General features: G+C 44.5%; 19 protein-coding genes and 1 riboswitch. Of the genes, 11 read left to right on the top strand and 8 right to left on the bottom strand.

The features are described from left to right. Positions 1-9: 9 nt before the first annotated feature. Together modB and modA are read right to left on the bottom strand one after the other, a co-directional pair. A complete protein-coding gene (modB, locus tag AC0DBE_RS16525) occupies positions 10-702 on the bottom strand; it encodes a molybdate ABC transporter permease subunit (RefSeq protein WP_152024353.1) in 693 nt (230 codons plus the stop codon). Continuing rightward, positions 674-1,456: a molybdate ABC transporter substrate-binding protein gene (gene modA / locus AC0DBE_RS16520; protein ID WP_014115144.1), complete on the bottom strand. Its 783-nt coding sequence runs from the start codon at positions 1,454-1,456 to the stop codon at positions 674-676. Before modA ends, modB begins: the two co-directional genes overlap by 29 nt. A 110-nt stretch (positions 1,457-1,566) precedes the next feature. On the opposite strand from modA, the gene AC0DBE_RS16515 reads away from it, so the two are divergent. Further along, positions 1,567-2,493, top strand: coding sequence for a substrate-binding domain-containing protein (locus AC0DBE_RS16515; protein ID WP_041521193.1), 927 nt, complete (start codon positions 1,567-1,569; stop codon positions 2,491-2,493). A gap of 26 nt (positions 2,494-2,519) precedes the next feature. Here the strand turns inward: AC0DBE_RS16515 and AC0DBE_RS16510 are convergent, their stop codons facing one another. Further along, positions 2,520-4,373, bottom strand: coding sequence for an LTA synthase family protein (locus tag AC0DBE_RS16510; protein ID WP_079288367.1), 1,854 nt, complete (start codon positions 4,371-4,373; stop codon positions 2,520-2,522). 99 nt (positions 4,374-4,472) lie between these two features. Further along, on the bottom strand, positions 4,473-4,955 hold the full coding sequence (locus tag AC0DBE_RS16505) for a metal-dependent hydrolase (protein ID WP_014115141.1): 483 nt from the start codon (positions 4,953-4,955) through the stop codon (positions 4,473-4,475). A 168-nt stretch (positions 4,956-5,123) separates the two neighbouring features. Between AC0DBE_RS16505 and sspJ the strand changes: the two genes are divergently transcribed. After that, a complete protein-coding gene (sspJ, locus tag AC0DBE_RS16500; protein WP_003240697.1) occupies positions 5,124-5,264 on the top strand; it encodes a small acid-soluble spore protein SspJ in 141 nt (46 codons plus the stop codon). A 118-nt stretch (positions 5,265-5,382) separates the two neighbouring features. Next, positions 5,383-5,562: riboswitch (Lysine riboswitch) on the top strand. A gap of 105 nt (positions 5,563-5,667) precedes the next feature. Beyond that, the gene (locus tag AC0DBE_RS16495) at positions 5,668-7,077 is read left to right on the top strand and encodes an amino acid permease (RefSeq protein WP_061187942.1); all 1,410 of its coding nucleotides are present in this window, start codon (positions 5,668-5,670) and stop codon (positions 7,075-7,077) included. 358 nt (positions 7,078-7,435) lie between these two features. Here the strand turns inward: AC0DBE_RS16495 and AC0DBE_RS16490 are convergent, their stop codons facing one another. Next, positions 7,436-8,383 (bottom strand): iron-hydroxamate ABC transporter substrate-binding protein, encoded by a 948-nt coding sequence (locus tag AC0DBE_RS16490; RefSeq protein ID WP_472962908.1) that lies wholly within the window; start codon positions 8,381-8,383, stop codon positions 7,436-7,438. Between the two features lie 204 nt (positions 8,384-8,587). Here AC0DBE_RS16490 and AC0DBE_RS16485 point away from each other — a divergent pair, with 204 nt between their 5' ends. From AC0DBE_RS16485 to AC0DBE_RS16460, 6 genes are all read left to right on the top strand, one after another. Beyond that, complete coding sequence (locus tag AC0DBE_RS16485) at positions 8,588-9,634, top strand: FecCD family ABC transporter permease (protein ID WP_472962906.1); 1,047 nt, start codon at positions 8,588-8,590, stop codon at positions 9,632-9,634. After that, positions 9,634-10,644 carry a FecCD family ABC transporter permease gene (locus tag AC0DBE_RS16480; protein ID WP_014115135.1) on the top strand — a complete coding sequence of 337 codons (1,011 nt, stop codon included), beginning with the start codon at positions 9,634-9,636 and terminating at the stop codon, positions 10,642-10,644. Before AC0DBE_RS16485 ends, AC0DBE_RS16480 begins: the two co-directional genes overlap by 1 nt. A 15-nt stretch (positions 10,645-10,659) precedes the next feature. After that, positions 10,660-11,469: an ABC transporter ATP-binding protein gene (locus tag AC0DBE_RS16475; RefSeq protein WP_061187946.1), complete on the top strand. Its 810-nt coding sequence runs from the start codon at positions 10,660-10,662 to the stop codon at positions 11,467-11,469. A gap of 172 nt (positions 11,470-11,641) precedes the next feature. Then, complete coding sequence (locus tag AC0DBE_RS16470) at positions 11,642-12,835, top strand: efflux RND transporter periplasmic adaptor subunit (protein ID WP_079288364.1); 1,194 nt, start codon at positions 11,642-11,644, stop codon at positions 12,833-12,835. Continuing rightward, positions 12,819-13,508, top strand: coding sequence for an ABC transporter ATP-binding protein (locus AC0DBE_RS16465; protein ID WP_014115132.1), 690 nt, complete (start codon positions 12,819-12,821; stop codon positions 13,506-13,508). The genes AC0DBE_RS16470 and AC0DBE_RS16465 overlap by 17 nt, the downstream gene beginning before the upstream one ends. Then, a complete protein-coding gene (locus AC0DBE_RS16460; RefSeq protein ID WP_472962902.1) occupies positions 13,501-14,730 on the top strand; it encodes an ABC transporter permease in 1,230 nt (409 codons plus the stop codon). The genes AC0DBE_RS16465 and AC0DBE_RS16460 overlap by 8 nt, the downstream gene beginning before the upstream one ends. Positions 14,731-14,763: 33 nt before the next feature. Here the strand turns inward: AC0DBE_RS16460 and AC0DBE_RS16455 are convergent, their stop codons facing one another. The 3 genes from AC0DBE_RS16455 to AC0DBE_RS16445 form a co-directional block, all read right to left on the bottom strand. Further along, positions 14,764-15,174 (bottom strand): regulatory YrvL family protein, encoded by a 411-nt coding sequence (locus AC0DBE_RS16455; protein WP_014115130.1) that lies wholly within the window; start codon positions 15,172-15,174, stop codon positions 14,764-14,766. Positions 15,175-15,234: 60 nt separating this feature from the next. Beyond that, entirely contained in the window at positions 15,235-16,392 is a 1,158-nt protein-coding gene (oxdC, locus tag AC0DBE_RS16450) for an oxalate decarboxylase (RefSeq protein ID WP_014115129.1), read from the bottom strand. A gap of 120 nt (positions 16,393-16,512) precedes the next feature. Next, on the bottom strand, positions 16,513-16,668 hold the full coding sequence (locus tag AC0DBE_RS16445; protein WP_014115128.1) for a YvrJ family protein: 156 nt from the start codon (positions 16,666-16,668) through the stop codon (positions 16,513-16,515). Between the two features lie 203 nt (positions 16,669-16,871). Between AC0DBE_RS16445 and sigO the strand changes: the two genes are divergently transcribed. Both sigO and rsoA read left to right on the top strand, forming a co-directional pair. Beyond that, the gene (gene sigO, locus AC0DBE_RS16440) at positions 16,872-17,408 is read left to right on the top strand and encodes an RNA polymerase sigma factor SigO (RefSeq protein ID WP_072566779.1); all 537 of its coding nucleotides are present in this window, start codon (positions 16,872-16,874) and stop codon (positions 17,406-17,408) included. Further along, positions 17,405-17,641, top strand: a complete 237-nt coding sequence (gene rsoA / locus AC0DBE_RS16435) for a sigma-O factor regulator RsoA (protein ID WP_061187949.1) — start codon at positions 17,405-17,407, stop codon at positions 17,639-17,641. The genes sigO and rsoA overlap by 4 nt, the downstream gene beginning before the upstream one ends. Positions 17,642-17,776 lie beyond the last annotated feature (135 nt).

Here is a 17,776-nt window from a genome sequence, read left to right as displayed (position 1 = left end):
GGAGTTTTTTTAGTGTGTTTTTTTCTGTTGAATGAAAAACAGCATCAAAAAGGAAATGACAACAATACAGACGACCCACGCCCAGGCAAGGGTATTGTTGCCGGAATCCAATGCCACATAAATGGCCGTCGGCAGTGTTTGCGTAACACCGGGGATGTTCCCTGCAAACATGAGTGTTGCGCCAAATTCTCCGAGCGCCCGCGCAAGGCTGAGGATGCTTCCGGTCAGCAATGAAGGATAGGCGAGCGGGACTGAAATATGGATAAATACCTTCCATCTGCTTGCGCCGTCTAGCATTGCCGCGCCCTGTATATCGGGATCAATGTCAGCAAATCCGGTTTTGGCGGATTGATACATAAGCGGAAAGGCTACAACCGCTGAGGCGATCACAGCGGCCCACCAGGTGAAAATGACAGGCTGCTGAAAGACCCACTCGATGGCTTGACCGATGAAACTGTGCTTTCCGAAAATGACGATCAAAATAAAACCGACAACAGTAGGCGGAAGAACGAGCGGAAGCATAAAAAATGTTTCGAGCGCCGTTTTTCCGAAAAATGATGCCCGCGACATCCATGCTCCAGCCAGTGTTCCGAGAATAATGACAACAATTCCGGCAACTGCCGCCACCTGAAAGGAAAGCAAAACAGGTGTGAAAAAATCTGAAGCGCTTATGCTACTCAGCAGTAAAACCATATTTCTCAAATACTTTCATTGCTTCATCAGATTGCAGGTACTCGTAAAATTCCTTCGCTTCCTTACGGTGTTTTGTATCTTTTACAATTCCTAACGGATAGACAATCGGGCTGTGTGTATCTGCTTTTGCCTCGTCAATGATTTTGACCTTTTTTGAGATCAGAGCGTCCGTTTTATAAACAACGCCTGCGTCTACATTGCCTGTTTCAACATAAGAAAGAACTTGGCGAACGTCTTTTCCGTAAACGATCTTATCCTTCACTTTGTCCCATAGAGACAGCTTTGTCAGTGATTCTTTCCCGTAAGCTCCTGCCGGCACGGATTCCGGCGTTCCGAGGGCGATTTTTTCTGAATCAGCCAGATTGCTGAAGCGAGTCACAGGCGAATCACCGTTTTTCGGCACGACCAGCACAATTTCATTGCCTACTAAATCAGTGCTGTCTTTTTTGGCGATATCCCCATCATCCACCAGCTTTTGAAATTTATCCTCAGCAGCTGAGAAGAACAGGTCAGCTCCTGCTCCTTGTGAAATCTGTTTTTGCAAGGCGCCGGATGAGCCATAGTTATCTTGGATTGTAATGTTTTGGTGTTCTTTTTCGTAATTCTTTTGGATTTCCTCAAGTGCATCCTGTACACTGGCGGCAGCTGAGATGGTTAACGTAACTTTTTTCTCGCTGTCCGTTGAAGACTGGTTTGAAGAACAGCCTGCTGCAAGCAGAAAAGCGGTTAAGGCTGCGATTAAAATAGAATACTTCTTAAACATGATTGCACCCCTTATCATTAGATATAACTAATTATAACTGATTATGTTTGGTTTATGTGGGTTTTTTTACATTCGACGAAAAGGTATAATAAAATAGGAGAGTGATGATGATGAATGAAACCTCTTCCTATACGATAGAAGAAGTTGCAGGTCTGCTGAAGGTATCAAAGCTGACCGTTTATGATTTGATTAAAAAAGGCGTGCTGCCTGCTTACCGTGTCGGAAGGCAGATGCGTGTGGATGAAGAAGACCTAAAGCAATATAAGACGAATATGAGAATGTCTCAGCCTATTGCTGCAGCCGAAGTACCGAAACAGAGGCAGGAGGCTGAGCCGGATGGCAGACCGAATGTCATGATCAGCGGACAGGACATTTCGATGGATATGCTCAGTAAGCATTTGGAGAATGCCATTCAGGAGACGCCGCTCCGCAAATACAAAGGAAGCTTAAACAGCCTGATTGATATGTATCAAGGAAAGTGTGACATTGTCAGCCTCCATTTGTACGATGCAGAAACCGGCCAGTATAACGCGCCTTATGTGAAACGGATTTTGTCAGGTGAACCGTTTTGTCTGATCAATGTCGTTCTCCGCAAAGCAGGACTGTATGTTCAAAAAGGGAATCCGAAAAACATTCAAGGCTGGGAAGACTTGAAAAGGACCGATATCCGGATTATCAACAGGGAAAAGGGTTCGGGCGCAAGGGTGCTCCTTAATGAACAGCTTGGCTTGCTTGGTGTGAATCCGGCTGATGTAAAGGGATACGGCGAAATCGTGACCGATCATTACGCTGTCGCTTCACAAGTCTCAAGCGGACAGGCTGACGCAGGAATCGGGGCGCAGCACGCGGCACATATGGGCAGTGTTGATTTTATCCCGCTTATCGACGAACAATATGATATCGTCGTTTTGAAAAAACATGAGCAGTTGCTGAAGGCTGTGAAGGAGATCTTGAATTCTGAGGAATACAAGGCGAATCTGTCCCATTTAAACGGCTATCACACAAAGCTGACCGGTAAAGTAATGTTTGAAACGTAAAAAATCCCTCTGTACAGAGGGATTTTTTATTCATAAAAACGGAGCAGGTCGCCGTTTAAGATTTTATCAGAGAAAGACAGCTCTTCGTTTGCTTTCTCCTTATAAGGGAGGCACGCATTCTGATCTTCCAGCGCTTCACCTGTTTTTTGGCTGTAGCACGTGTTTTTCGTGTATACATAGTCGTTCGTTATAAAACTGCCGTTTCTCAGCACGGCGAATGGGGTGCGGTCATCTGACAGCAAATCGTTGCCGAATTGAATATCGCCCTTTGTTTCAATGCCTAGCAAATGCATCAGTGTCGGCCTGACGTCGACCTGCCCTCCGGCGTCAGAGATGGTTTCCGGCTTTTGATCGGTAATTCCCGGGATATGTATAATAAACGGTACCCGTTGGAGCTGAACGTTGTCATACGGCGTGATTTCATCTTTCCCTAAAAACTCAGCCATCGCATCGTTATGGGCTTCTGAAATCCCGTAATGATCTCCCATAAACACGATCATCGAATTTTCGTATAAGCCCTCGTTCTTCAGTTTTTTGATAAAATGCTTCAATGCCTCATCTTCATAGCGAACCGTTGTCACATAACGGTTTAGCAGGTCGCTGCTTGAATCGTATTCATCAATCAGCTGATCCTTTTCATCAATCTCAAACGGAAAATGATTCGTTAATGTGATGAAACTGCTGTAGAACGGCTGCGGCAGGCTTTTCAGCTTTCCGGCTGACTGCTCTAAAAATTCCTTATCCTTTAAGCCCCAGCTTGTTGATGTTCCGGGAGTGACATGGAAGTCATCAACATCAAAAAAGCGGTCAATCCCAAATGTATCGTACATCACATTTCGGTTCCAAAATGTTTTATGATTGGCGTGAAAGACGGCTGAATAATAATCATGTTGTTTCAGCGATTTGTACATCGTATGAAATTGATGGTCGCTTTTCGTGAAAAAGACGGCGCCGCTAAGGGAAGGATACAGCGAGTTAGCGACGATGAATTCTGAATCAGATGTTTTGCCTTGTTCGGTTTGCTGATAGAAATGATCAAAGTAATAGCTTTTTTTGATGAAATCATTCATAAACGGGGTAATTTCTTTTCCATTTACCTTTTCATTCAGAACAAAGCTTTGGGTCGATTCAAGCGTCACAAAGATGACGTTGCGCCCCTTTGCCAGCCCGAACTTGCTTTGGTCAGGCTTGCTGTAATCAGCCTCTGTGTAGTTTTTAATGGCAGTCATGCTGTCTTCATCTGCAAATGCTTTCGCGCTTATATTCACAGTCTGAGATATCGTATCGTAGATATGAAATTGAAACAGACCGATGCTTTTGACGAGCATTTCCCGGTCAAAGGAATGTGCCAAAAGCCTCGGCTGCTGTACTTCTGCAAGTGCCAGGGTGCATAAAATCATGCCGCAGGAAGCTGCATAGTACCGTTTGACCGTGCGGGATGCGGCTTTTGTCTGCGAGTGTTTCTCTTTTCGGGCAAGCAGCAGAAGAAAAACCAAATCTGCAAACAGGGCGATAAACAGAGGGTTGAACAGTTCTTTTACACTGCTGCCCATATCGCTCATGTTACTGGCCTGAAACAAAACCGGGATGGTAATAAAATCGATATAAAAGCCGTAAAAAATCGTGTTGGAAATCAAGATTACAGTCAGAACCAAATTGGCAATCAGCAAAAAGACCCGCTGCTTATTTTCTTTCAGAAGCAGGCCGATCCCGAATAAAGGAAGGATAAAGCTGAGCGGGTTGATCAGCAACATCAGCTCCTCCAACAGAGAATCGATCTGCAAATCAAAGCCGAGTTTATAGATCGCATACGTTTTGATCCACATGAATACGATCGAAATACATAAAAACCGCTGATTGTGAAAAAAGGTTCCTTTCATTAATATGACTCCTCACGTTTTCTTGATCATCTGCATGAAATGCTTCTTATGTAAAACCTACTAAAAACAGCCCGTTCAGACAAGTGTCAGCACTCACGTTTAAAACATGCGTCCATGAAACAGCATATAAAAGTAGTAACATGAAGCAATTGTCAGCCCGGCTAACACGAGCTGCTCGGAAAAACTGCCTGTCTTCATATATAGTGGGAGCCGCACGCGGATCGTTGAAGGGAATAATAATTTGATTCCGTTCACCGTCCAAGCGTCAAGAATCAAATGGCTCGCCATTCCGATCATCAGTCCGGTTGATATGTTTTTATCTGGAATATATGTGCCTGTGATAAAAAACATGATGAGCAGAAACAGCAGGCTGTGCGTAAAGGTTCGGTGGCCAAAAACGGAGCTGACCACTTTCGATAAAATAGGAAATCTTCTCCCGATTTTGCTTTGCGTGTGGCAGATATCGGGTATCAATGCCCCAACCGCGCCTGACGTAGCCATAAGCACTGGATCAAATCCATAATAATAAGCCACTGCCGTACAAGAAGCGATGCCTCCCATGATGTGTGTTTTTCCTGTCATTTCCCGCTTCTCCTTTTATCTTTTGCAAAAAATCTCTGAATTACAAATATATCAAGAGAATGTATGTTTGATCAACAGGACTTTGTACGATAAAAAATTTCCCGCATAATTTCTCAAGGAAAAAGGCATCTTAAACATGTACCTATTTTCTATAAAGAGGTGATACGAATGGGTTTCTTTAATAAAGATAAAGGAAAACGTTCTGATAAAGAAAAAAACGTAATCCAGGGAGCTCTTGAAGATGCCGGTTCAGCTCTAAAAGATGATCCGCTTCAAGAAGCTGTGCAAAAAAAGAAAAATAATCGATAAACCACAGTGCGGATAGGGCTTGTCTCTATCCGTATTTTCCATCTGTTCCCTTTGACAAATCATCCTTTCTTTGATAACCTTCTGGGAGTAACTGAATATTTAAATCCTCACTCTTTCTCAGTGAGGTAGAGGTTGCGCGGATGATGAGTCACACATGCTAGGCTGACAGGAGCTGTTAAACATGTGTAAAAGGCATCAGCGCCGAAGTGTGGAGAAAGCCGATCCTTCTCTATGCTGGGACTGTATCTGAATAAGTGCAGGACTGCCGCGTGCTTTTTCGCGGAGGGCTATCCGGAGATCAAGGGTGTGTGTTTCTTTAAGCATGGACTTTTGTTCAGGCTTTTTTTGCGTTTTATATGATCTCGGGGTCTGGTCCGTACAAAGAATCATTGGAGGTACTGGAATGGAACAGACGAAAAAATGGGGTTTTTGGTTATTAACGGCGTTTGTCGTTGGAAATATGGTTGGATCAGGAATTTTCTCCCTGCCGAGTTCGCTTGCTACGATCGCAAGTCCGCTTGGCGCTACGTCCGCCTGGCTTTTGACAGGTGCCGGCGTGCTAATGATTGCGCTTGTCTTCGGGCACTTGTCCATTCGCAAGCCTGAGCTGACAGCGGGACCGCAAAGTTATGCGAGAGCGCTGTTTTCTGATCCGAAGAAAGGGAACGCTGCCGGATTCACAATGGTGTGGGGCTACTGGGTGGCGAGCTGGATCAGTAACGTGGCGATTATTACAAGTCTTGCCGGTTACTTGACTTCGTTCTTCCCGGTCTTGGTTGATAAACGTGAAATGTTTTCAATCGGCGGGCAAGAGGTGACACTCGGCCAATTGCTGACGTTTGCTGTATGTACAATTTTGTTATGGGGAACGCACACGATTCTTGTTGCAAGCATTAACGGTGCAAGTAAATTAAACTTTATCACAACGTTTTCGAAAGTATTAGGTTTTGTCTTCTTTATCGTTGCCGGATTGTTTGTATTTCAAACGACATTATTCGATCATTTTTATTTTCCAATTCAAGGCGAAAACGGCACAAGCATCGGAATTGGCGGCCAGGTTCACAACGCCGCAATTTCTACTCTTTGGGCGTTTGTCGGAATTGAATCAGCGGTTATCCTGTCCGGACGCGCGCGTTCTCAGCGTGATGTAAAACGTGCGACAATTACCGGATTGCTGATTGCATTGAGCATTTATATAATTGTGACTTTAATTACGATGGGCGTTCTGCCGCATGATAAGCTTGTCGGCTCTGAAAAACCGTTCGTTGATGTGCTGTATGCGATTGTCGGGAACGCGGGAAGCGTGATCATGGCCCTATTGGCGATTCTTTGCTTATTCGGAACGATGCTGGGCTGGATTTTGCTTGGCTCTGAGGTTCCTTACCAAGCTGCTAAAGCAGGAGATTTTCCGGCATTCTTTGCGAAAACGAATAAAAAAGGAAGTCCGATTAATGCGCTGATTATTACAAATGTGATGTCACAGGTCTTCATTTTCTCTGTTATTTCCCGGACAATAAGTGACGCATTTACGTTTTTAACGACAGCGGCAACACTTGCGTATTTAATTCCGTATTTGGTATCAGCGATTTACAGCTTGAAGCTTGTCATCAAAGGTGAAACATATGACCAGCTAAAAGGCTCCCGCGTAAAAGACGGATTGATTGCGATTTTAGCGTGCGCATACTCATTGTTTGTGATTGTAACAGGCACAGCGGATTTAACGACATTTATTCTCGGCATCGGTTTATTCTTTGTCGGGTTGATCGTTTATCCATTTGTGGTTAAAAAGTTCCAGAAAGAAAAACAAGCATAAACAAAAGACACCTGATTTTCAGGTGTCTTTTTTATCGAAATACAATTTCTCCTGTTAGTAATCCGATCGTTAAAATAGCTGACAGGAAAGCTGAAATAAAGAGAAAAACCTTTGCGGATAATCGCATATGCAAAAACCGTTTTTTCAGTCTCTCCAGGAAACTAAACACGACTAACACTATGATGAATACCAAGAGCACATGATAAAAAGTTTTTCCGATATAGAGCCTGTTAAAAAAACTGATCGCGATGATTATGCAGCTAAATATGAATTGCGCAAGAAAATATCCGATATGGTTTAAAATGAGCCGCTCCTTTTAATGGATGGAAAAAGAGCCGCAGGCAGGCGGCTCTTTTGTTTATTTTGTTAAGCTTTCCGTAATAAACTTCAGCTGGCCCTCTAATGAAATCGGGTCTGTAAAATAGAAGCCAATTGGGTCAATCTTATAGACATGGTCATTTTTAACGGCGCTTAGGTTCTTCCAGATGGAGCTGTCAAAAACGCCGCCATCATCACCGCCTGATTGCCATGGTCCTGCGAAAATATAATCTCCGGCGAAGTCAGGGAGCTTCTCTAATGAAATACTTGTATATCCAGGACCCTGGTCAATGGCTTTTTCTTTTGTCAGCTTTGTAGCCTGCAGGCCGAGATCTTTGTAAATAATGCTTCCGCCTCTTCCAAAATCTTTACCGAATACGTAAATGTCTTTTCCATTCGTTTGCATAATGGAAATTGTTTTGTCGCCGACGGCTTTTTTGATTTTCGTTTTAGCTGCCGCAACTTTGTTATCCCACTCAGCCAGCCATTTTTCCGCTTTATCTTCAGTTCCCGTCATTTTTGCGAATTCTTTCAGCTGTTCGATATTATCGAGCTTATCGTATTTTACCGCGACAGTCGGCGCGATTTTCTCAAGCTTTTTAATATCAGCGCCTTGCGTTGTCCAGACAATAATCAAGTCAGGATTCAAATCAATGACTTTTTCAACGGACGTGCCGTCTCCGATGTTTGTGACACCATCGGTTTTTCCTTTGTAGTAAGGGTTTTTAAATACATTCTCAGGCGCACCGACGACGTTGATGCCCAGTGTTTTGAAGTAGCCGTAGTAGCCGTCAGCCATGACAACCACCCGTTTAGGATGTTTAGGAATTTTCACATTTCCGTTTTCAGCCTTGTATGTAATGGTTTCTTCGTCTTTTGAATCAGAGGAAGAGCCTTTGCTTTCTGAGTTATTTCCGCAGGCTGCCAGCGCTGCAATTAATAGCAGGGTAAAAAATGCGGCTCCGAGTTTCTTATAGATATGGGTCATATCTCATACCTTCTTTCTGGAATATAGGTGATAAAGAGAATCATTATCAATGTGATTATACCATCGCAAGAGCCAGTTGACACGATATTTTTGCAATTATATTCTCATTTTTGTTTAAAACGCTCTATTAAATCAGCGGAAAAAAGTGATATACTGGAACAGCAATTGATAATCATTATCAGTATCGGAAAGGAAGTACGGCTGTTGAGTCAAAAGAAAAATAGACAGACCACATCGGAAGAAATCCAATGGACGTCAAGGTCATATGGCGCGGTCATTGTCCTTATTGCAGGGATATGCTTACTATGCCTTGGCGCGCTTTTATCCATATCTCTCGGTGCAGCGGATATTCATTTGCGCACTGTGTGGGACGCCATCTTTCATTTTCAGCCGACAGAGACGTCCCACCAAATTATACACGATCTTCGGCTGCCAAGAACGGCTGCTGCTGCACTTGTCGGCGCATTGCTAGCAGTGTCGGGAGCGATCATGCAGGGGATGACGAGAAACCCTTTGGCAGAGCCTTCGATTATGGGCGTTACATCGGGCTCCGCGTTTGCCGTTTCGATTGCGTTTGCCTTTTTCCCCGGACTTTCTGCTATGGGGCTTGTGCTATGGTCCTTTGCAGGAGCGGGGCTGGGGGCATCGACGGTAATGGGTATCGGCATGTTTTCAAGGGGCGGACTTACGCCTGTAAAACTTGCTCTCGCGGGAACGGCTGTTACTTATTTCTTTACGGGCATTTCAACCGCCATTGCAATCCGCTTTGATGTCGCTCAGGATATCAGTTTTTGGTACGCAGGCGGAGTAGCGGGCGTGAAATGGTCAGGTGTCCAGCTTTTGCTTCTCGCAGGGGCTGTCGGTTTAACGCTGGCGTTTATCATCGCCCGGTCTGTGACAGTGTTAAGTCTCGGTGATGAGCTGGCGAAAGGGCTTGGACAATATATATCAGCGGTAAAACTGGTTGGCATGCTTGTCGTTGTGATTTTGACGGGAGCTGCGGTTTCCATAGCTGGCACCATCGCATTTATCGGACTGATCATTCCGCATATTACCCGGTTTTTGGTCGGTGTAGATTATAGGTGGATTATTCCTTGCTCGGCAGTGCTCGGCGCTGTTTTGCTTGTGTTTGCTGACATTGCGGCAAGACTCGTAAATGCGCCCTTTGAAACGCCTGTCGGCGCACTGACTTCTCTAATCGGCGTTCCCTTTTTCTTTTATTTGGCACGCCGTGAAAGGAGAGGGCTGTAATGAAAACAAAAACGAAAAAGCCGTTCTTTGTGATGGCTGTGACCTTTCTGCTCATCGTGCTGGTCTTTTTTATCAGTCTAAATTTGGGCGTCATCAAAATTGCACCGCTTAAAACGCTTCAGGTCTTTTTCGGCCAAGGAACGGCGCGTGACGAGCTTGTTTTATTTGAGTTCAGGCTTCCCCGGATCATCCTTTCCTTGCTCGTTGGGGCAGGAATCGCTGTTGCTGGAGCCATTTTGCAAAGCGTGTCTCAAAATGATCTGGCTGAGCCCGGTATTCTCGGAATTAACGCCGGCGGCTCTCTTGCTGTTGTGCTTTTTATTTACTTTTTTCAAGAGTCAGCTTCAGACCTCAGCTTTTTCGGTACATTTATGCTGCCGTTCAGTGCGTTGGCGGGCGCGATCCTCGCCGCGTTTCTCATTTATCTTCTGGCTTGGAAAAAAGGCGTGACCCCGATTCGGCTGATTTTAGTCGGTATTGGTGTGAATGCCGGATTTAACGCCCTGTTGCTGATTTTTCAGCTCAAGATGGACCCTCATGATTTTATGCAAGCCGCGGTTTGGATATCCGGCTCGATATGGGGGGCGAACTGGAATATGATCTGGGCGATTCTCCCTTGGATTGTGATCTTGCTTCCGTTTACTTTATATAAGGCACGCTATTTGAACATTTTACAGCTTGGAGACCAATTAGCGACCGGGCTGGGCACTGCTGTGGAAAGGGAAAGACGGATTCTTCTTCTGGCAGCGGTCACACTTGCCGCTTCATGCGTGGCAGCTGCAGGGGGCATTGCGTTTCTCGGATTGATCGCGCCCCACGTGGCAAGAAGGCTTACCGGTCCCCGTCACCAGACGCTGATACCGGTCTCCGCCTTCATCGGCGCATTTCTGTTTTTGCTCGCAGATACGCTGGCGAGAAATGTATTGGCACCGTCAGAAATTCCGGTTGGACTTGTCATTTCCGTATTAGGTGCGCCTTACTTTATTTATTTATTGATGAAAGCGAATTAGAGGAGGGGGCCGAATATGAATTCATTATCAACAGATCAGCTTGGAATCGGTTATGGCGACAGGGTGATTGTAGAAGAGTTAAATATATCGATTCCTAAAGGGAAAATTACCACCTTAATCGGCCCGAACGGCTGCGGGAAATCAACGATATTAAAAACAATGTCCAGAATTATGCGTTCACATGCAGGGACCGTCTATTTAAACGGCAAAGCGATTCATAAAATGTCTACAAAGGACATTGCGAAAGATATGGCGATTCTGCCGCAGACACCTGAAGCGCCGAGCGGTTTAACGGTGTATGAATTGGTATCGTACGGCAGGTTTCCGCATCAGTCAGGATTCGGCAGATTAAATGATGAAGACCGCCGGATTATCAAATGGGCGCTTGAAGAAACAGGCATGGCTGAATTCGCTGAAAGGCCGATTGAGGCACTGTCAGGCGGACAGCGTCAGCGCGTGTGGATTGCCATGGCGCTTGCACAAGGGACTGAACTGTTGCTGCTGGATGAACCTACAACGTATCTTGATCTCGCACACCAGCTTGAAATTCTTCAGCTGCTTGACAGACTTAACAAAGAGCAGGGGCGGACGATTTTAATGGTCATTCATGATCTTAACCACGCAGCCCGTTTTTCTCATTATATGATCGCGCTCAAAAAAGGCACGGTCATCAAGGAAGGCACCGCACTGGAGGTCATGACACCGGACATTTTGAAGCAGGTATTTCAGATTGATGCCGAAATCGTGACTGATCCCCGTACAAATAAACCTGTATGCTTGACCTATGATCTGATTAAAAATGAAAAAGCGCTTGTTTCTGTGTAAGAAAAATCCCGGTTCAGAGCCGGGATTTTTTTATTTTCGGCCGTGAAAATACAATTTTTCTATTTGATCCCATCATTTCAATAAAAAGATTGCAAGTCTTTTTGAATTAATAGATAATATTGGTTAGAATGTTTCGAAAATATTACATAGTTTACAGAAAGAGGAGATCGTTGTGTCCAAGAAGAAAAAATGGCTTATTGGCGGTGCGATATGTGCCGGTGTGCTTGTATTAGCTGGGATCGGTGCCGGCGGTTTTTACTTTTTTACCCACATGAACCAAATTGCCGTATCATCGGAGCCCTATGCTGAATCGGTAGCGGTATACATGGGAGGAGAATCAGAATCAGGACAAACGTTTTCTGGAAAGGTAGAACCTGAGAAACAGCAGAAAGTATACATAGATTCAGAAAAAGGCAACATTAAAAAAACATACGTCAAAGAAGGCGATCAGGTCAAAAAGGGCGATAAACTTTTTGAGTATGAGGGTGAGGATCATTCTGACGAAGTTGAGCAAGCCAATTTACAAATTGAAATGACCAACCTGCAAATCGGCCGTTTACAAAAAACAATAACGGAAACGGAAAAGCAGCTGAAATCGGCTGGAAAGGAAGAGAGATCCCAGCTTCAAGATGAGCTTGATCAGGCCAATTTCGAATTAAAAACAAGCCAGCTTGAGCTGAAGCAGCATCAAAAAGAGCTGGCTGCCCTGACGAAAAACAAAGGTTCCAATGTCATTACAAGCAAGCATGATGGGATCGTTCAAAGCGTCAATCAGGATATCGCTGACGGAGCAACAGGTGACCAGGCAGCAGGTCCGTATATCCAGATTGTTTCGACGGGCAAATATCTAGTCAAAAGCCAAATCAATGAGCTGTTAATGGACACAATCAAAAAAGGCAGCAAAGTCAGAGTCACACTGAAAACAGGCGGTGAAGGCGAGTGGAAAGGAAAGGTCACCTCGATCGGCAAGCTTCCAGCAGGAGCAGGCGAGGGGGAGGAATCAGAAAGTTTTGCTGAAGAAGAAATGAACCCTCAATCCTCTAACTATCCTTTCACAATTTTATTAGATAGCCATAAAGGTCTCGAAGTCGGCTATCATGTCAACATCGAAGTGATGAGTGATGAGGCTGATGCGGATAAGATCAAGCTGCCGTCTGACATGGTCATTCAGGATGACGGCGAACCGTACGTGTGGAAAGCTGATGAGAAGCAGAAAGCGGTCAAACAGCCTGTTGAAATCGGGGAAACTGATGAAAATGATATGGTGGAAATCAAGAGCGGCCTGACGCCGGAAGATTATGTAATCTATCCTGACCCCGCAGTCAAGGAAGGAAAGCAGGTTACAGTCAATGCTGACACTGAATAATATTTCGAAATCGTACAAGCTGGGAAAAGAAGAAGTTCCAATCTTGAAACATATCAATCTGACTGTCCAGGCTGGTGAGTTTCTGGCGATTATGGGGCCTTCCGGTTCTGGAAAGTCGACGTTAATGAATATCATAGGCTGTTTGGACAGGCCAACCTCCGGAACCTATACGCTTGACCAGATAGATATATTGAAAGGGAAAGACGGTGCCTTAGCCGAAATCCGCAACGAATCAATCGGGTTTGTGTTTCAAACCTTTCATCTGCTGCCGCGTCTCACCGCGTTGCAAAATGTCGAACTGCCCATGATCTATAATAAAGTGAAGAAAAAAGAAAGAAGGCAAAGAGCCTATGAAGCGCTGGAAAAGGTCGGTTTAAAAGACAGAGTCGCCTACAAGCCTCCGAAGCTGTCCGGCGGGCAAAAGCAGCGGGTGGCGATAGCGAGGGCCCTTGTCAATCAGCCGAGGTTTATTTTAGCTGATGAACCGACCGGGGCGCTTGATACCAAATCAAGCGAACAAATTTTGTCGCTGTTTTCTGAACTGCATCAGGAAGGCAAGACAATTATTATGATTACCCATGACCCGGACGTCGCCAGAAAAGCTGACAGAACGGTTTTTATCAGGGATGGAGAATTGGTATTAGATGAGAGAGGGGATATCAGCCATGCTTGAACATATTCGAATCTCCTTTCAATCCATTTTCTCTCATAAATTAAGATCCATACTGACAATGCTTGGGGTCATTATCGGCATAGCGGCAATCATTGCAATTGTTTCGATGCTAAAAGGCCAAAGCGAACAATTAAAGCAGAGCATGATCGGCATGGGAAATAACGCGATCAATGTTGTCTACCAGCCGTCGGGCGGAGAAGAGGGGGGCGGAGGCTACCAAGTTTCCTATACGTCCGCGCCGCCTGTAGCAGAGGAAACAGTAAAGGCGATCAAATCTGATCCAATGGTCAAAGGATTATCCTTATATTACTTGTCTGAAGGCGCGAGCGTTTTTCATTTAACAAACGTTTCGTACCCCCAAGTGTACGGAGTCGACGGTGATTACTTTGATATGTTCCCAATCCGTATAACCGAAGGGAGAAAGCTGACGGAAAACGAACTAAACAGCACACACCAAGTGGTGATGATCAATGAAGCTGCCAGAGATGAACTGTTTCCAGACGGAGACGCTCTGCATCAAAACATTGAGATGAATGGTGTGCCGTTTAGGGTTGCTGGTGTTTTTAAAGAAAAAGATCAGCAGGAAAGCATGTTTGAAGGCGACTACGCGAACCCGGTTTTGTACGTGCCGAAAAAAGTGTGGCCGCTCATTGAAGGCTTTGATGCGCCAACGCAGATTGCCGTGCAGGCTGATTCTTCTGAGCATATCCAGGAAGCCGGTGTAATGGCTGCGGATCTTTTAAATCAGGGACTGTCTGCAGCTGAGTTGGAAAAAGCAGAGTACAGTGTGATGGATCTTCAGGAGATCGCGCAGGAAGTGGAGTCCTTTAATCAGTCATTTGCATTGCTGCTTGGCGGGATCGCCAGTATTTCACTTTTGGTAGGCGGTATTGGCGTCATGAACATTATGCTCGTTTCCGTCACGGAGCGCACGAGGGAAATCGGGATTAAGAAAGCGCTCGGTGCTAAGCGGCGTGTGATTTTATTTCAGTTTTTAACTGAGGCTGTCGTGCTGACAAGCATTGGCGGAATACTCGGTGTGCTGGCGGGCTTCGGCATCGCTAAGCTGCTGACGGTCGTTTTTCCGATGCCTTTTATCGTCTCCGTTCCGGCTGTTGTCGGAGCACTCATCTTTTCAATGGCAGTCGGCATTATTTTCGGCTTGCTTCCGTCCATCAAGGCATCTAAGCTTCAGCCTGTAGACGCGCTTCGCTATGAATAAAAAGAACGCATCCATTTGGAATGCGTTCTTTTTTTAGCTGGGAATGGCCGAATTGCATTTATCTAAAATAAGAAAAACGGCTGCGACGATCATTTCTTCTGTGGTGGACAGCCAGATGTCGCTGATCATTTCGTCTGTTGTATGAGCAGTCATCCACAAAAACAGCAGCTGTACGATGCCAGCAAGGAGAATGAATAAGCGTTTGTCTGTCTTGAAAAAAGTAAAACTATGTACCATCAGGCGTTCAAATGGTTCTAAGAATAGTCCAAGGACAAGAAATAACACGGCAAAAAGCAGGACATGAGCTACTGAACGGTAGCTCGTTCCTGCTAAAGAAAACAATATAAACATGACGGCAAAATAGGTGAACACTACTGCTGTCGCGGCCAGCAAGTACTTTATAAAGAGCCGCAATAATCGTTTGGAAGAAATTTGATATTTCACTGGTACATCTCCTTATAAAGGCTTGCAGAGAACGATTGCTCTCTGCAAGCTGGTCGTTTTTTATTTACTGCTTTTCTTTTTCACAACCGGATGCTTTTCTTTTGAAAGAATATCAGTAAAGTCTTTTCCTAAATCAAGATGCTGTTGAACTAATGTTTCAGGAAGCATTGCAAGCCATTGGTTTAAAGATACATCGGCATAATGATCGTCTTTAAAGATTTCTAAAAAGACAAGCGGTTCGTCCCCGATGTTTTCAACGTAATGACCCATTGCAAATGGAACATATCCGACATCACCGGCTTGGTAGTTAAATGTTCTGGCATGGCCGTCAGAAGCAAAAACGGTCATTCTTGCTTTGCCGGAGATGTAGTATTGCCATTCGTGAGTATTCGGATGCCAATGCAGCTCTCTCATGGCGCCGGGTTCCACTGTTACGAGCGCAGATGCAATCGTTTTAGACACTTTGAAGTTTGTTGAATCTGCAATGTATACTTTTCCTCCCTCTGATTCAATTGGCTTCTGTTCAAGAAGGCGGTAAGTAAACGGATAAGGCGCTTCGCCGTTCGGTCCTTCTACAATGTCATCTTTCAAACATCCTGGGACTGGTTCTTCAAAAATATATTTCTCTTCCCCTGGCAAATTAGCAATATCTTCTTGTGTTACGCCAAAGTTCGCAGCAATGACTTCTTTAGGCGTGTGGGCAAGCCAGTCTGTCAGCTGGAACGTGCTGTTTTCAGAGAATGAGCCATCGTCAAACACGAGCAGGAACTCGGCTCCTTCATCCAGCGCTTGAATGGAGTGCGGCAGGCCTGATGGGAAGTACCAAAGGTCTCCTTCGCCTACATCATCAATAAAGCTGCGCCCTTTTTCATCCACAATTGTGACTCTTGCACTTCCGTAAATCATATAAGCCCACTCTGCTTCTTTATGCCAATGCAGCTCGCGAATGGCACCTGGCTTCAGCCGCATATTTACAGATGCAAGGTTTTCTGAAATTGGCAGCTCCCGTACTGTCACTTCACGGGCATATCCGCCTTTTTCTAAGCGGTTATGAGTATCAGAGAACGAAAACTTCATATTGCTTACTGTACCATTATCAGTCTCCGGCGGAACAAGCATGTCCGGATTTTGGCGGTCTCTTTCAATATTGCGCGGGATTTTTACTGTTGCTCCTTCGTCTCCTCTAATTGGCTGTGGAATGTCATTTTGTTTTTTCATGAAATGTTTCCTCCTTGAAATTTAAATGTGATAGCAGAAAGAGAAGGTGAAAGGCCTTTCGTTTTCCCTTCTGCCTTGTTAAGTGAAAAAAAACAGTGAAAAGTCAACTTCGATTGAAAATTAATTTTTTGCTTTCTGATCTTTCAACTCTGTCATCAGTTCGATAAGCTGATCAAACTTTTTTTCAAATCGGGTCAGCAGGTACATTGCAATTAACGCAGGAAACCCCAGATTGCTGATCTGTTTCACGACTTCCTCTATAAAAACCTGATCCATAGGAAAATACCTCCCTTCTTTTTTTGCAGTCATGTATGTAAGTGAAGGAAATCCAAGAAAACGTAAACTGCGGCTGGAGTATTTAAGACAAGCGCTAGTCAGAAAGTAGTAGTTTACTTTTTTTTGCTTTCCTTCATTTAATTTAGTAGGGAGGCGGTTTGATGGACTATCAAGGTCTTTTACGGTCAAAATGTAAGGAGATAATGAAGCATCCCATCGTGAAGCATTTTTTGAGCAATCCTCAGCATTACCGTTTGTTCAAAAACGTAATGGAAAGCCCGAACGAAAAAGATGCAAAATCATTGGACGAGCAATTTAAGCAATTTTATAAGGAAATCCGCATCGTCAAGTATATGAATTCAATGATTCGGATTTTTTCTATTGATTTTGATAAGCGGGTTCGCAAAAACCAAAAACGGTATCCGCTGACGGTCGATCATCCGGAAGCAGGAGAACGACTTCCTTCCGAAACTGGAAGCGATGCGTTTGAAGCATTTTTAGATATGCAGGATGATTTGAGCCAGCATGTTCAGGATTATCAGCTCTACCAAGCGATCCAGAAGCTGACTGACAAACAAAAAAGCGTGCTGACGAAAGTCTATCTTCATGGTGCCACGATGCAAGAGATTGCCGATTCTCTAGGAGAGTCCCGGCAAAACATCTCCAACATTCATAAAAAAGGGCTTGAGAATATCAGAAAACAGCTAGCGGCGCAAAAAAAGGGGGAAAGTAAGCTGTGAACGGCCAGTTTGAACAAAAGAACCAAAAAGACGATAAATTTGACATTGAACATCTGATTGAATGCTTTTCACCGATGATCAGAAAAAAACTCTGTAATACGTCCTATCAAGAAAGAGAAGATTTAGAGCAAGAGCTGAAGATCAAAATGTTTGAAAAGGCTGATATGCTTTTGTGCCAGGACGTTCCGGGGTTTTGGGAGTTTATTTTGTATATGGTAGACGAGGACTCATAACCATTTATCATCTGAAAATACGAAAAACGGGAACTGCCACGTTCCCGTTTTCTATTTGTTCTGTCCGGCAAGACTCTTCCTATTCAAAAATGTACCAAAAATAAACGATATAATGATAAGATGAAAAAAACAGTG

Source organism: Bacillus sp. VA15, from assembly GCF_055721145.1.
This window is presented reverse-complemented; position numbering and strand designations above follow the sequence as displayed.

What these genes read in the sequence shown, in the direction of transcription:
- modA (WP_014115144.1), bottom strand. Translation starts at nt 1,456, where the DNA reads ATGTTTAAGAAGTATTCTATTTTAATCGCAGCCTTAACCGCTTTTCTG.
- AC0DBE_RS16515 (WP_041521193.1), top strand. Translation starts at nt 1,567, where the DNA reads ATGAATGAAACCTCTTCCTATACGATAGAAGAAGTTGCAGGTCTGCTG.
- AC0DBE_RS16510 (WP_079288367.1), bottom strand. Translation starts at nt 4,373, where the DNA reads ATGAAAGGAACCTTTTTTCACAATCAGCGGTTTTTATGTATTTCGATC.
- AC0DBE_RS16505 (WP_014115141.1), bottom strand. Translation starts at nt 4,955, where the DNA reads ATGACAGGAAAAACACACATCATGGGAGGCATCGCTTCTTGTACGGCA.
- sspJ (WP_003240697.1), top strand. Translation starts at nt 5,124, where the DNA reads ATGGGTTTCTTTAATAAAGATAAAGGAAAACGTTCTGATAAAGAAAAA.
- AC0DBE_RS16495 (WP_061187942.1), top strand. Translation starts at nt 5,668, where the DNA reads ATGGAACAGACGAAAAAATGGGGTTTTTGGTTATTAACGGCGTTTGTC.
- AC0DBE_RS16490 (WP_472962908.1), bottom strand. Translation starts at nt 8,383, where the DNA reads ATGACCCATATCTATAAGAAACTCGGAGCCGCATTTTTTACCCTGCTA.
- AC0DBE_RS16480 (WP_014115135.1), top strand. Translation starts at nt 9,634, where the DNA reads ATGAAAACAAAAACGAAAAAGCCGTTCTTTGTGATGGCTGTGACCTTT.
- AC0DBE_RS16475 (WP_061187946.1), top strand. Translation starts at nt 10,660, where the DNA reads ATGAATTCATTATCAACAGATCAGCTTGGAATCGGTTATGGCGACAGG.
- AC0DBE_RS16465 (WP_014115132.1), top strand. Translation starts at nt 12,819, where the DNA reads ATGCTGACACTGAATAATATTTCGAAATCGTACAAGCTGGGAAAAGAA.
- AC0DBE_RS16460 (WP_472962902.1), top strand. Translation starts at nt 13,501, where the DNA reads ATGCTTGAACATATTCGAATCTCCTTTCAATCCATTTTCTCTCATAAA.
- oxdC (WP_014115129.1), bottom strand. Translation starts at nt 16,392, where the DNA reads ATGAAAAAACAAAATGACATTCCACAGCCAATTAGAGGAGACGAAGGA.
- AC0DBE_RS16445 (WP_014115128.1), bottom strand. Translation starts at nt 16,668, where the DNA reads ATGGATCAGGTTTTTATAGAGGAAGTCGTGAAACAGATCAGCAATCTG.
- sigO (WP_072566779.1), top strand. Translation starts at nt 16,872, where the DNA reads ATGAAGCATCCCATCGTGAAGCATTTTTTGAGCAATCCTCAGCATTAC.